The sequence below is a fragment of the Streptomyces sp. NPDC001220 genome, assembly GCF_053597895.1.
Genome location: NZ_JBSFJE010000001.1, coordinates 276,620 through 288,086, shown reverse-complemented (window position 1 = coordinate 288,086; position 11,467 = coordinate 276,620). Strand labels below are relative to the sequence as shown.

Sequence of the window (11,467 nt, the reverse complement as noted above, 5' to 3'; positions counted from 1 at the left end):
CCAGCGCGCCCCACAGGGGCGCGGGGAACTGCGCGACCAGCCACAACGGACCGGCAGTCAAAGGACGGCCTTACGCCTCCTTCGACTCCTCGGCCTCGTCAGCCTTGGCGTCCTCGACGACCTCGGTCTCCTCGACCTTGGTCTCCGCAGCCTTGACCTCGGCGTCCTTGGCGGAACGCTTGGTGGCGGCCTCGGCCTCACCCGTCGCCTGCTGCGCGACCGTCAGCGCCTCGACCAGCTCGATGACAGCCATGGGCGCGTTGTCGCCACGACGGTTACCGATCTTGGTGATACGGGTGTAGCCACCGGGACGGTTCTCGTACCGCGGGCCGATCTCGGTGAAGAGCGTGTGCACGATGCTCTTGTCCGTGATGACCTGGAGCACCTGACGGCGGTTGTGAAGGTCGCCCTTCTTCGCCTTGGTGACCAGACGCTCGGCGTACGGCCGCAGACGGCGGGCCTTCGCCTCGGTGGTGGTGATACGGCCGTGCTCGAACAGCGACTTCGCGAGGTTCGCGAGGAGCAGCTTCTCGTGCGCGGCGCTGCCGCCCAGACGGGCACCCTTGGTGGGCTTCGGCATGGTTCTTCTCCTGTGTGTCTGCCCCGGCCGTATCAGGTACCGGAGTCAGTATCCGAGCGGGCGGTCGCCCGTCGAAGATCCGAGCAGGCCCCGAAGGGGCCCGCTCGGAAGGGGCGCGGGGAACTGCGCGACCAGCCACAACCGGCCCGCAGAAGCAGTACGGCCTCCCCGCGGAGCGCTCAGTACTGCTCGGTCTCCACGAAGCCCGCGTCCGCGTCGTCGTCGGCACCGAAGGCGTCGGCGGCGGCGGTCGGGTCGAATCCGGGCGGGCTGTCCTTGAGGGCCAGGCCCATGCCGGCCAGCTTCGCCTTGACCTCGTCGATGGACTTCGCACCGAAGTTGCGGATGTCCAGGAGGTCGGCCTCGGAGCGCGCCACGAGCTCACCCACGGAGTGGATGCCCTCACGCTTGAGGCAGTTGTAGGAGCGGACCGTGAGCTCCAGCTCCTCGATCGGCAGCGCCAGGTCGGCGGCCAGGGCGGCGTCCGTCGGGGACGGGCCCATGTCGATGCCCTCGGCGTCGATGTTCAGCTCGCGGGCGAGACCGAACAGCTCGACCAGGGTCTTTCCGGCCGACGCCATGGCGTCACGCGGCCGCATGGCCTGCTTCGTCTCGACGTCGACGATCAGCTTGTCGAAGTCGGTGCGCTGCTCGACACGGGTCGCCTCGACCTTGTACGTGACCTTGAGCACCGGCGAGTAGATGGAGTCGACCGGGATACGGCCGATCTCCTGGCCCACCTGCTTGTTCTGCACGGCCGAGACGTAACCGCGGCCACGCTCGACCGTCAGCTCCATCTCCAGCTTGCCCTTGCCGTTGAGCGTGGCGAGGACCAGGTCGGGGTTGTGCACCTCGACACCGGCCGGGGGCGCGATGTCGGCGGCGGTGACCAGACCCGGGCCCTGCTTGCGCAGGTACATCACGACCGGCTCGTCGTGCTCCGAGGAGACGACCAGCTGCTTGATGTTGAGGATCAGGTCGGTGACGTCCTCCTTGACGCCCGGCACGGTGGTGAACTCGTGCAGGACACCGTCGATGCGGATGCTGGTGACAGCAGCGCCGGGGATCGACGACAGGAGGGTGCGACGCAGGGAGTTGCCGAGGGTGTAGCCGAAGCCCGGCTCCAGCGGCTCGATCACGAACCGGGAGCGGAACTCGTCGACGACCTCTTCGGTCAACGAGGGACGCTGAGCGATCAGCATGTTGTGGATCCTTCAGTTGCGGGCGCCCGCTATTTGACGCCCTGCTGGTACTGCAAGGGTACGGGCGATACGGCCCTTTTACGGAGCCGTACCGCCCGGAAACCTCAGGCCCGAAGGCGTCGCGTCAGACGCGGCGGCGCTTCGGCGGACGGCAGCCGTTGTGCGGGGTCGGGGTGACGTCCTGGATGGAGCCGACCTCGAGGCCCGTGGCCTGCAGGGAACGGATCGCGGTCTCACGACCGGAACCCGGGCCCTTCACGAACACGTCGACCTTGCGCATGCCGTGCTCCTGGGCGCGGCGGGCAGCCGACTCGGCGGCCATCTGCGCGGCGAACGGCGTGGACTTCCGGGAGCCCTTGAAGCCGACGTGGCCGGCGGAGGCCCAGGAGATCACGTTGCCGGACGGGTCCGTGATGGAGACGATCGTGTTGTTGAACGTGCTCTTGATGTGCGCGTGGCCGTGAGCGACGTTCTTCTTTTCCTTGCGGCGCACCTTCTTGGCAGCGCCCTGACGACCCTTGGGGGGCATCTAGTAACTCCTACGGGGAGGTGGTCGGTCCTACAGCGAAGACCGCTGATGAAGCGTTGTCCGCTGAGGACTACTTCTTGCCCGGCTTCTTCTTGCCGGCGATGGCGCGACGCGGGCCCTTGCGGGTGCGGGCGTTGGTGCTGGTGCGCTGACCGCGGACGGGCAGGCCGCGGCGGTGACGCAGACCCTGGTAGCAGCCGATCTCGACCTTGCGGCGGATGTCGGCCTGGATCTCGCGACGGAGGTCACCCTCGGTCTTGATGTTGTTGTCGACGTACTCACGAATCGCGACCAGCTGCTCTTCAGTCAGGTCACGGACGCGGGTGTTCGGGTCGATGCCGGTCTCGGCCAGCGTCAGCTGGGAGAGCGTACGGCCGATGCCGAACACGTAGGTGAGGGCGACTTCCACACGCTTTTCGCGCGGGATGTCAACACCGGAAACGCGTGCCACTTCAATGGCTCCTGGTGATCTTCGGAGGTCTTCCGCAGGACCGGATCCCGGCCGCCGGCCTCTTCACGCTGCTCAAAAGATGCAGCCAAAGAGTAGGTACGACCTGGGTCCCCGGCCTCCGAACCGGGGGTGTCGAGCCGTGTTTGGCTCGGGCCCTGCGTATGAACAAATTCAGCTTGCGTCGCGCGAATCTCTGCGATGGGTGCAGAGGGATCGGTCGTGCGTCAGCCCTGGCGCTGCTTGTGGCGCGGGTTCTCGCAAATGACCATGACCCGACCGTGACGGCGGATCACCCTGCACTTGTCGCAGATCTTCTTGACGCTCGGCTTGACCTTCATGGGATTGAGGTTCTCCGGGTCAGTTGCCGGCAGCCCCGCTCACACGGGACCTGGGCAAGATCTACTTGTATCGGTAGACGATCCGGCCACGCGTCAGGTCGTACGGAGACAACTCCACCACGACCCGGTCGTCAGGGAGAATGCGGATGTAGTGCATACGCATCTTGCCGCTGATGTGTGCCAGGACCTGGTGGCCGTTCTGGAGCTCGACCTTGAACATCGCGTTCGGAAGAGACTCGACGACAGTGCCCTCGATCTCGATGGCACCTTGCTTCTTGGCCACGCTTCGCCCTTCGAATCGACTACCTTGATCGACTCCCGCACTTTCCCTCTCGGGCGCATGCGGACATGCGGGTGCACGAGAGCCGACGAGTCAGTCTACGTCAGCGCACCCGGAAAGACGAATCGAGAGATCCTGCCCCAGAGGACAGATCGTTAAGCGCACCCGGAAGGGGCGCGGGGAACTGCGCGAGCGACCCCCACGGCCCGCGCTGTCGAAAAAGTGCTCAGCCCAGGGGATCCGGCGCAGCCGAGATCCCGTGCTCGGCCAGCTTCGCCCGGCCCCCGTCGGGAGACGTCAGCACCAACGGACCCTCCTCGGTCAGCGCGACCGAGTGCTCCCAGTGCGAGGACCAGGTCCCGTCGGTCGTGATGACCGTCCAGTCGTCCTCCAGCACCTCGGTCCGCGGCGTCCCCAGCGACACCATCGGCTCGATGGCCAGGCAGAACCCGGGGACCAGCTTCGGCCCCTTCCCCCGCCGCCGGTCGACGTAGTTCAGCAGGTGCGGGTCCATGTGCATCTCGGTGCCGATGCCGTGGCCGCCGTAGTCCTCGATGATCCCGTACCGACCGCCGCCGGGCTTCGGCTGCCGGCGGATGTACGTCTCGATCGCCCGGGAGACGTCGACCAGCCGGCTGCCCTGCTTCATCGCCGCGATGCCGGCCCACATCGACTCCTCCGTCACCCGGGAGAGTTCGATCAGCTCCGGAGCGTGACCGGAGCCCACGAAGGCCGTGTAGGCCGCGTCACCGTGCCAGCCGTCGACGATCGCACCGCAGTCGATGGAGATGATGTCGCCGTCCTTGAGGACGACGTCGTCGGCGGGGATGCCGTGGACGACCACGTCGTTGACGGACGTGCAGATGGTGGCCGGGAAGCCGCCGTACCCGAGGAAGTTCGACCTGGCGCCGTGCTCGGCGAGGACCTTGCGGGCCACCTCGTCCAGGTCCTTGGTGCTGGCACCGGGGACCGCCACTTCGCGGGTGGCCGCGTGGATCGCCGCTACGACCAGGCCCGCCGCCCGCATCTTGGCGATCTGCTCGGGGGTCTTGATCTGCACCATGGGGGGCCTGCGCTCTCCGTCACTCGCGTCAACGTCATCCGGATACCTGTACAACAGTACGGCCGCGGCACCCGAGGGGGCACCGCGGCCGAAACCGCCGCAGAACTACTTCTTGTCGTCCTCGTCCCACCCGAGCGCTTCCAGCGCCCGCCGGGTGATCTCGTCCACCGGGCCCAGCGAGGAGATCGTGCGGACCAGGCCCTGCGACTTGTAGTAGTCGATGATGGGCTCGGTCTGCGTGTGGTAGACCTCCAGCCGCGTACGGACGGTGTCCTCGGAGTCGTCGTCGCGCTGGTAGAGCTCGCCGCCGCAGATGTCGCAGACACCCTCGACCTTCGGCGGGGTGTACGTGACGTGGAAGACGTGGGCGGAGTCGTTGCGGCAGATGCGGCGGCCCGCGATCCGCTTGACGACCTCGTCCTCGGAGACCTCCAGGTCGAGTACGGCGTCGAGCTTGATGCCCTCGCTCTTCAGCAGCTCGTCGAGAGCCTCGGCCTGCGAGACGTTGCGCGGGAACCCGTCCAGCAGGAAACCGCCGGTCGCGTCCGGCTGCTCCATGCGGTCCTTGGCCATGGCGATGGTGACCTCGTCCGGGACGAGGTTGCCGGCGTCCATGTAGGACTTCGCGAGTTTCCCGAGATCCGTCTGCTGGCTGATGTTGGCCCGGAAGAGGTCGCCCGTGGAGATGTGCGGGATCTTCAGCTTCTCGGCGAGGCGAACGGCTTGCGTTCCCTTACCGGCACCAGGCGGCCCGACGAGGACGATTCGCATCAGCGGAGGAACCCTTCGTAATTGCGCTGCTGAAGCTGGCTCTCGATCTGCTTCACCGTCTCCAGTCCCACACCCACGATGATGAGGATGCTGGTACCACCGAACGGGAAGTTGTTGCTTGCCCCAAAGCCAACCAACGCCATCGTCGGTACGAGAGCGATCAGCCCCAGATACAGCGAACCCGGCCAGGTGATCCGGTTGAGCACGTACGAGAGGTACTCAGCGGTCGGTCGGCCAGCCCGGATGCCCGGGATGAAGCCACCATACTTCTTCATGTTGTCGGCTACTTCTTCGGGGTTGAAGGAGATAGCGACGTAGAAGAACGCGAAGAAAACGATGAGCAAGAAGTACGAAACGATGTAAACCGGGTGGTCGCCCTTGGTGAGGTTCGTGCTGATCCACTGCTTCCAGCCCGAGTTGCCGCCGGCGAACTGCGCCACGAGTGCCGGAATGTAGAGCAGCGACGAGGCGAAGATGACCGGGATCACACCGGCCTGGTTCACCTTGAGCGGGATGTACGTCGACGTACCGCCGTAGGACCGGCGGCCGATCATGCGCTTCGCGTACTGGACCGGGATCCGGCGCTGGGCCTGCTCGACGAAGACCACCAGGGCGACCATGACCAGGCCGACCGCGATGACGCTGCCGAACTCGATCCAGCCGCCGGCCAGGGTGCCCTGCTTCTTGATGGCCCACAGCGCGGACGGGAAGGTCGCGGCGATCGAGATGAACATCAGGATCGACATACCGTTGCCGATGCCGCGGTCGGTGATCAGCTCACCGAGCCACATGACGACGGCCGTACCGGCGGTCATGCAGATCACCATCGTGATGGTGGTGAAGATCGCCTGGTCCGGCACGATGCTGGAGGCGACCGTGCAGCCGTTGAAGAGCGCGCCGCTGCGGGCGGTGGCGACCAGGCCGGTGCCCTGCAGGATGGCCAGTGCCACCGTCAGGTAACGGGTGTACTGGGTGATCTTCGTCGTGCCCGCCTGGCCCTCCTTCTTCAGGGCTTCCAGGCGCGGGATGACCACGGTCAGCAGCTGCAGAATGATGCTGGCGGTGATGTACGGCATGATGCCGAGCGCGAAGATCGTGATCTGGAGCAGCGCACCACCGCTGAACATGTTGACGAGACCGAACAGGCCCTGGTTGCCGGAGGCCTCGTTCACACACGTCTGAACGGCTTTGTAGTTGACGCCGGGGATCGGGATATGGGTGCCGACCCGGTAGACCACGATGATGGCCAGCGTGAAGAGCAGTTTCTTGCGCAGGTCGGGCGTCCTGAACGCCCGGGCGAACGCGGTGAGCACGGTGCCTCCTGCGACCCCCGCGTGTGCGCGCGTGAGGTGGATGACTAAGGGTTTGATGGCCTGTGGAACGAGATTACGGCATGCCAAGACGGCGCTGGATACCAGCGGCCCAGCCTACCCATAGAGAGGTCCCTGCGGGACACCGTTCCGCATGGCTCTTCCGGAGCAATGTCTCGAACACGTGCGCCGTCGGGCCGCTTTCGGCCCCCGCACCGCGAGTTCGGCCGCCGAGTCCGCCACGGCCGGCCGCCCGACGTCCACGTCGGTCCGCGTCGCCTCCTGTCGTGCGGCAGGGGGCCGCACTGCTGGTGAGGCAGGGGGTCACGCGGCCTCTGCCGCCATCCCCGAGCCGGATCCCGGGCCGGACGACGTCCCGGGCGCCCCACGGCCCAGCCGCCCGTGCACGGCGTCTCCACCGCGCCTGCGCGCTCTCGGCCACCGCCACCCTTCCGGCTCGGATTTCGGCGGACAGGTCGTGACCGTCACCCGTGTGGCGGGAAACAGGGGCGGCGGAACGCGCGGAATGGCCACGGGACCGTGAAAGACGCCCCTGGCGCGGTGAAGAAATGAGAACGGCCGGGGACGCCCTCTTGCGAGGGCCGTCCCCGGCCGTTTTCGCTGACCTGGGTCAGGTGTCTACCGGGCTCAGACGAGCTCGGTGACGGTGCCGCCGGCGGCGGTGATCTTCTCCTTGGCGGACCCGGAGACGGCGTCGACCGTCACCTGGAGCGCCACGGAGACCTCACCCTGGCCGAGCACCTTGACGAGGCTGTTCTTGCGAACGGCACCCTTGGCGACGAGCCCCTCGACGGTGACCTCGCCACCCTCCGGGTACAGCGCGGCCAGCTTGTCGAGGTTCACGACCTGGAACTCGGTCTTGAACGGGTTCTTGAAGCCCTTCAGCTTCGGAAGACGCATGTGGAGGGGCATCTGGCCACCCTCGAAGCGCTCCGGAACCTGGTAACGGGCCTTCGTACCCTTGGTACCACGACCAGCCGTCTTACCCTTCGACGCCTCACCACGACCCACACGGGTCTTGGCGGTCTTGGCGCCCGGGGCGGGACGGAGGTTGTGGATCTTGAGCGGGTTGTTCTCCGCCATGATCAGTCGACCTCCTCGACCGACACGAGGTGGCGGACGGTGTGCACCATGCCGCGGAACTCGGGGCGGTCCTCCTTGACGACCTGCGTGTTGATGCCCTTGAGACCAAGGGAACGCAGGGTGTCACGGTGGTTCTGCTTGCTGCCGATGTAGGACTTGACCTGCGTAATCTTGAGCTGCGCCATGATTACGCACCCGCCCCGGCACGTGCACGGAGAAGAGCCGCGGGGGCGACGTCCTCGAGGGGCAGACCACGGCGGGCCGCGATCTCCTCGGGACGCTGCAGGCCCTTGAGGGCCGCCACGGTCGCGTGCACGATGTTGATCGCGTTGTCGGAGCCCAGGGACTTCGACAGGATGTCGTGAACGCCGGCGCACTCGAGCACGGCACGCACCGGGCCACCGGCGATAACACCGGTACCGGGGGAAGCCGGCTTGAGCAGGACGACGCCCGCGGCCTTCTCACCCTGGATCGGGTGCGGGATGGTGCCCTGGATACGGGGGACCTTGAAGAAGTGCTTCTTGGCCTCCTCCACACCCTTGGCGATGGCGGCCGGCACCTCCTTGGCCTTGCCGTAACCGACACCCACGGTGCCGTCACCGTCGCCCACCACGACCAGCGCGGTGAAGCTGAAGCGACGACCACCCTTCACAACCTTGGCGACGCGGTTGATCGCGACAACGCGCTCAACGTACGCGGTCTTCTCGGCGGCAGCAGCGCCGCCGTCACGGCCCTTCCGGTCCCGCCGCTCGCCGCCACCGGCACCGCCACCGCGGCGCTGGGGTCCAGCCATTGGATTACCTCTCTCTTTCCGCTAGCTACAAGCGGCTCAGAACTTGAGCCCGGCTTCGCGGGCGGCGTCCGCCAGGGCGGCGATGCGCCCGGCGTACTGGTTGCCACCACGGTCGAACACCACGGCCTCGACACCGGCGGCCTTGGCACGCTCGGCGACCAGGGCGCCGACCTGCTTGGCCTGCGCGGACTTGTCACCCTCGCCACCGCGGACCGAGGTGTCCAGCGTGGACGCCGACGCCAGGGTGTGACCCTTGATGTCGTCGATCACCTGGGCCACGATGTGGCGGTTCGAGCGGGTAACTACCAGACGGGGACGCTCCGCCGTACCGGAAATGTTCTTACGGATCCGGATGTGGCGGCGCTTGATCGCGGCGCGCTTGTAGGCGTCGCCCTTGAGGATCTTCTGTCCGTATGCCATGGCTTACTTACCCGCCTTTCCGACCTTGCGGCGGATGACTTCGCCCTCGTACTTGACGCCCTTGGCCTTGTACGGGTCGGGCTTGCGCAGCTTGCGGATGTTGGCCGCAACCTCGCCGACCTTCTGCTTGTCGATGCCCTCGACCTGGAAGCGGGTCGGGTTCTCCACCTTGAAGGAGATGCCCTCGGGGGCCTCGACCAGGATCGGGTGGCTGTAACCGAGCGCGAACTCGAGGTTCGCACCCTTGGCGGTCACGCGGTAACCGACACCACTGATTTCGAGCTTCTTCACGTAACCCTGGGTCACGCCGGTGATCATGTTCGCCACCAGCGTGCGGGACAGGCCGTGCAAGGCCTTGCTCTGACGCTCGTCGTTGGGGCGGGTCACCGCGAGAGTGCCGTCCTCGCCCTTGGCGATGTCGATCGGAGCCACGATGGTGTGGGTCAGCTCGCCCTTGGGGCCCTTGACCTTCACCGTGCGACCGTCGATGGTGACGTCCACGCCGGCGGGAACCGCGATGGGGAGCTTGCCGATACGCGACATAGCTGTTTCCTCCGTTCCCTTCTGCTACCAGACGTAGGCGAGGACTTCCCCGCCTACGCCCTTCTTGCCGGCCTGCTTGTCGGTGAGGAGCCCGTGCGACGTGGAGATGATCGCCACGCCGAGGCCGCCCAGCACCTTGGGCAGGGAGGTGGACTTCGCGTACACCCGGAGACCGGGCTTGGAGATCCGCTTGATGCCCGCGATGGAGCGCTCACGGTTGGGACCGAACTTCAGGTCCAGGACGAGGTTCTTGCCGACCTCGGCGTCCTCGACCTTCCAGCCCGTGATGAAGCCCTCCTGCTGGAGGATCTCCGCGATGTGAGACTTGATCTTGGACGCCGGCATCGTCACGGAGTCGTGGTACGCCGAGTTCGCGTTCCGCAGACGCGTCAGCATGTCTGCGATCGGATCAGTCATGGTCATGAATTGGCCTGTGGCCTCTCTCGCCGGGGTTTCCTGGTGCGCCATCCCTCTCCCCGATCCGAGACGGGGCGGGTGCGGCGCGGTGGACCTACGGCGTAGTAAGTCGTACGGGCGACTGTCAGGCGCCCAACCCTCCAAGCCTAAGCCATGAAGGGGTGGGCGCCTGACACGCCCATTGCTTACCGAGAGCCTCCGGAATCCCTAAAAGGGGGATTACCAGGAGCTCTTGGTCACGCCCGGCAGCTCGCCACGGTGAGCCATCTCACGAAGGCACACGCGGCACAGGCCGAACTTGCGGTACACGGAGTGCGGGCGGCCACAGCGCTGGCAGCGGGTGTAGCCACGCACACCGAACTTCGGCTTGCGAGCAGCCTTGGCAATCAGAGCCTTCTTCGCCATCTCGCTCACGCCTCCTTGAAGGGGAAGCCGAGGTGACGAAGGAGCGCGCGGCCCTCAGCGTCGTTGGTCGCCGTGGTCACCACGGTGATGTCCATACCCCGGGTGCGGTCGATCTTGTCCTGGTCGATCTCGTGGAACATGACCTGCTCCGTGAGACCGAAGGTGTAGTTGCCACGGCCGTCGAACTGCTTGGGGGACAGACCACGGAAGTCGCGGATGCGCGGCAGCGCGAGCGACAGGGTGCGGTCCAGGAACTCCCACATGCGGTCGCCACGGAGCGTGACGTGGGCACCGATCGGCTGACCCTCACGCAGCTTGAACTGCGCGATGGACTTGCGGGCCTTGGTGACGGCCGGCTTCTGACCGGTGATGGTGGTCAGGTCGCGGATCGCGCCCTCGATCAGCTTCGAGTCACGGGCGGCGTCGCCGACACCCATGTTGACCACGATCTTGACGAGGCCGGGGATCTGCATGACGTTCTCGTACTTGAACTCGTCACGCAGCTTGCCCGCGATCTCCTCGCGGTACTTCAGCTTCAGACGCGGAGCAGTGGTGGTAGCCATCAGATGTCCTCACCCGTCCGCTTGGCAACGCGGATCTTGTTGCCTTCGTCGTCGAAGCGGTAACCGACACGCGTGACAACCTTGTTGCCGTCCTTCTCAACGACCAGCTGGACGTTGGAGACGTGGACGGGCGCCTCGGTCGTGACGATGCCGCCGGCCTGCGAACCGCGAGCGGTCGGACCGGCCTTGGTGTGCTTCTTGACCCGGTTGACACCCTCGACCAGGACGCGGTCCTCGCGGGGGTAGGCCGCGATGACCTTGCCCTGCTTGCCCTTGTCCTTACCGGTGATGACCTGGACCAGGTCGCCCTTCTTGATCTTCATGCTTACAGCACCTCCGGAGCCAGCGAGATGATCTTCATGAACTTCTTCTCGCGCAGCTCACGGCCGACCGGGCCGAAGATACGGGTGCCACGAGGGTCGCCGTCGTTCTTCAGAATGACGGCGGCGTTCTCGTCGAAGCGGATGTACGAGCCGTCCGGACGGCGGCGCTCCTTGACGGTGCGAACGATGACCGCCTTGATGACGTCACCCTTCTTCACGTTGCCGCCGGGGATCGCGTCCTTGACGGTGGCGACGATGACGTCACCGATGCCCGCGTAGCGGCGACCGGAGCCACCGAGCACACGGATGCAAAGGATTTCCTTCGCCCCCGTGTTGTCGGCGACGCGCAGTCGCGACTCCTGCTGGATCACGTCT

Annotated in this window: 19 protein-coding genes; all 19 read right to left on the bottom strand. The window is 66.2% G+C overall.

Annotated elements, in window-relative coordinates; all coding sequences use genetic code 11:
- Nucleotides 1-70: 70 nt before the first annotated feature.
- Entirely contained in the window at nt 71-580 is a 510-nt protein-coding gene (rplQ, locus tag ACWDGI_RS01445; RefSeq protein WP_450754190.1) for a 50S ribosomal protein L17, read from the bottom strand.
- A gap of 179 nt (nt 581-759) precedes the next feature.
- The gene (locus ACWDGI_RS01440; protein ID WP_003966937.1) at nt 760-1,782 is read right to left on the bottom strand and encodes a DNA-directed RNA polymerase subunit alpha; all 1,023 of its coding nucleotides are present in this window, start codon (nt 1,780-1,782) and stop codon (nt 760-762) included.
- 124 nt (nt 1,783-1,906) lie between these two features.
- Nucleotides 1,907-2,311, bottom strand: coding sequence for a 30S ribosomal protein S11 (gene rpsK, locus ACWDGI_RS01435; RefSeq protein WP_003956432.1), 405 nt, complete (start codon nt 2,309-2,311; stop codon nt 1,907-1,909).
- 70 nt (nt 2,312-2,381) lie between these two features.
- Nucleotides 2,382-2,762, bottom strand: a complete 381-nt coding sequence (rpsM, locus tag ACWDGI_RS01430) for a 30S ribosomal protein S13 (protein WP_020941684.1) — start codon at nt 2,760-2,762, stop codon at nt 2,382-2,384.
- A 224-nt stretch (nt 2,763-2,986) separates the two neighbouring features.
- Nucleotides 2,987-3,100, bottom strand: a complete 114-nt coding sequence (gene rpmJ / locus ACWDGI_RS01425) for a 50S ribosomal protein L36 (protein ID WP_003998809.1) — start codon at nt 3,098-3,100, stop codon at nt 2,987-2,989.
- A gap of 61 nt (nt 3,101-3,161) precedes the next feature.
- Entirely contained in the window at nt 3,162-3,383 is a 222-nt protein-coding gene (gene infA, locus ACWDGI_RS01420; protein WP_003948620.1) for a translation initiation factor IF-1, read from the bottom strand.
- A 223-nt stretch (nt 3,384-3,606) separates the two neighbouring features.
- Nucleotides 3,607-4,443, bottom strand: coding sequence for a type I methionyl aminopeptidase (gene map / locus ACWDGI_RS01415; protein ID WP_450754188.1), 837 nt, complete (start codon nt 4,441-4,443; stop codon nt 3,607-3,609).
- Between the two features lie 105 nt (nt 4,444-4,548).
- On the bottom strand, nt 4,549-5,214 hold the full coding sequence (locus ACWDGI_RS01410; RefSeq protein WP_450754186.1) for an adenylate kinase: 666 nt from the start codon (nt 5,212-5,214) through the stop codon (nt 4,549-4,551).
- On the bottom strand, nt 5,214-6,527 hold the full coding sequence (gene secY / locus ACWDGI_RS01405; protein WP_450754184.1) for a preprotein translocase subunit SecY: 1,314 nt from the start codon (nt 6,525-6,527) through the stop codon (nt 5,214-5,216). Before secY ends, ACWDGI_RS01410 begins: the two co-directional genes overlap by 1 nt.
- A 645-nt stretch (nt 6,528-7,172) precedes the next feature.
- The gene (gene rplO, locus ACWDGI_RS01400) at nt 7,173-7,628 is read right to left on the bottom strand and encodes a 50S ribosomal protein L15 (protein WP_007443991.1); all 456 of its coding nucleotides are present in this window, start codon (nt 7,626-7,628) and stop codon (nt 7,173-7,175) included.
- Between the two features lie 2 nt (nt 7,629-7,630).
- Nucleotides 7,631-7,813: a 50S ribosomal protein L30 gene (rpmD, locus tag ACWDGI_RS01395; protein WP_006140898.1), complete on the bottom strand. Its 183-nt coding sequence runs from the start codon at nt 7,811-7,813 to the stop codon at nt 7,631-7,633.
- Nucleotides 7,814-7,815: 2 nt separating this feature from the next.
- The gene (gene rpsE / locus ACWDGI_RS01390; protein ID WP_016645168.1) at nt 7,816-8,421 is read right to left on the bottom strand and encodes a 30S ribosomal protein S5; all 606 of its coding nucleotides are present in this window, start codon (nt 8,419-8,421) and stop codon (nt 7,816-7,818) included.
- Between the two features lie 36 nt (nt 8,422-8,457).
- Nucleotides 8,458-8,841 carry a 50S ribosomal protein L18 gene (gene rplR / locus ACWDGI_RS01385; RefSeq protein ID WP_089099426.1) on the bottom strand — a complete coding sequence of 128 codons (384 nt, stop codon included), beginning with the start codon at nt 8,839-8,841 and terminating at the stop codon, nt 8,458-8,460.
- Between the two features lie 3 nt (nt 8,842-8,844).
- On the bottom strand, nt 8,845-9,384 hold the full coding sequence (rplF, locus tag ACWDGI_RS01380; protein WP_360487416.1) for a 50S ribosomal protein L6: 540 nt from the start codon (nt 9,382-9,384) through the stop codon (nt 8,845-8,847).
- 24 nt (nt 9,385-9,408) lie between these two features.
- Nucleotides 9,409-9,807: a 30S ribosomal protein S8 gene (rpsH, locus tag ACWDGI_RS01375; protein WP_089099428.1), complete on the bottom strand. Its 399-nt coding sequence runs from the start codon at nt 9,805-9,807 to the stop codon at nt 9,409-9,411.
- A gap of 213 nt (nt 9,808-10,020) precedes the next feature.
- Nucleotides 10,021-10,206, bottom strand: coding sequence for a type Z 30S ribosomal protein S14 (locus ACWDGI_RS01370; protein WP_003948630.1), 186 nt, complete (start codon nt 10,204-10,206; stop codon nt 10,021-10,023).
- Between the two features lie 5 nt (nt 10,207-10,211).
- Nucleotides 10,212-10,769, bottom strand: a complete 558-nt coding sequence (rplE, locus tag ACWDGI_RS01365) for a 50S ribosomal protein L5 (protein ID WP_093499638.1) — start codon at nt 10,767-10,769, stop codon at nt 10,212-10,214.
- On the bottom strand, nt 10,769-11,092 hold the full coding sequence (rplX, locus tag ACWDGI_RS01360) for a 50S ribosomal protein L24 (RefSeq protein ID WP_030967306.1): 324 nt from the start codon (nt 11,090-11,092) through the stop codon (nt 10,769-10,771). The genes rplE and rplX overlap by 1 nt, the downstream gene beginning before the upstream one ends.
- A gap of 2 nt (nt 11,093-11,094) precedes the next feature.
- Complete coding sequence (rplN, locus tag ACWDGI_RS01355; protein WP_003992364.1) at nt 11,095-11,463, bottom strand: 50S ribosomal protein L14; 369 nt, start codon at nt 11,461-11,463, stop codon at nt 11,095-11,097.
- Between the last annotated feature and the right edge of the window lie 4 nt (nt 11,464-11,467).

Coding starts and splice junctions, on each gene's coding strand:
- ACWDGI_RS01370 (WP_003948630.1), bottom strand. CDS start 10,206: ATGGCGAAGAAGGCTCTGATTGCCAAGGCTGCTCGCAAGCCGAAGTTC.
- rpsH (WP_089099428.1), bottom strand. CDS start 9,807: ATGACCATGACTGATCCGATCGCAGACATGCTGACGCGTCTGCGGAAC.
- rplO (WP_007443991.1), bottom strand. CDS start 7,628: ATGGCGGAGAACAACCCGCTCAAGATCCACAACCTCCGTCCCGCCCCG.
- rpsE (WP_016645168.1), bottom strand. CDS start 8,421: ATGGCTGGACCCCAGCGCCGCGGTGGCGGTGCCGGTGGCGGCGAGCGG.
- rpmD (WP_006140898.1), bottom strand. CDS start 7,813: ATGGCGCAGCTCAAGATTACGCAGGTCAAGTCCTACATCGGCAGCAAG.
- rplX (WP_030967306.1), bottom strand. CDS start 11,092: ATGAAGATCAAGAAGGGCGACCTGGTCCAGGTCATCACCGGTAAGGAC.
- rplF (WP_360487416.1), bottom strand. CDS start 9,384: ATGTCGCGTATCGGCAAGCTCCCCATCGCGGTTCCCGCCGGCGTGGAC.
- map (WP_450754188.1), bottom strand. CDS start 4,443: ATGGTGCAGATCAAGACCCCCGAGCAGATCGCCAAGATGCGGGCGGCG.
- rpsK (WP_003956432.1), bottom strand. CDS start 2,311: ATGCCCCCCAAGGGTCGTCAGGGCGCTGCCAAGAAGGTGCGCCGCAAG.
- rplR (WP_089099426.1), bottom strand. CDS start 8,841: ATGGCATACGGACAGAAGATCCTCAAGGGCGACGCCTACAAGCGCGCC.
- rpmJ (WP_003998809.1), bottom strand. CDS start 3,100: ATGAAGGTCAAGCCGAGCGTCAAGAAGATCTGCGACAAGTGCAGGGTG.
- ACWDGI_RS01440 (WP_003966937.1), bottom strand. CDS start 1,782: ATGCTGATCGCTCAGCGTCCCTCGTTGACCGAAGAGGTCGTCGACGAG.
- ACWDGI_RS01410 (WP_450754186.1), bottom strand. CDS start 5,214: ATGCGAATCGTCCTCGTCGGGCCGCCTGGTGCCGGTAAGGGAACGCAA.
- rplE (WP_093499638.1), bottom strand. CDS start 10,769: ATGGCTACCACCACTGCTCCGCGTCTGAAGCTGAAGTACCGCGAGGAG.
- rplQ (WP_450754190.1), bottom strand. CDS start 580: ATGCCGAAGCCCACCAAGGGTGCCCGTCTGGGCGGCAGCGCCGCGCAC.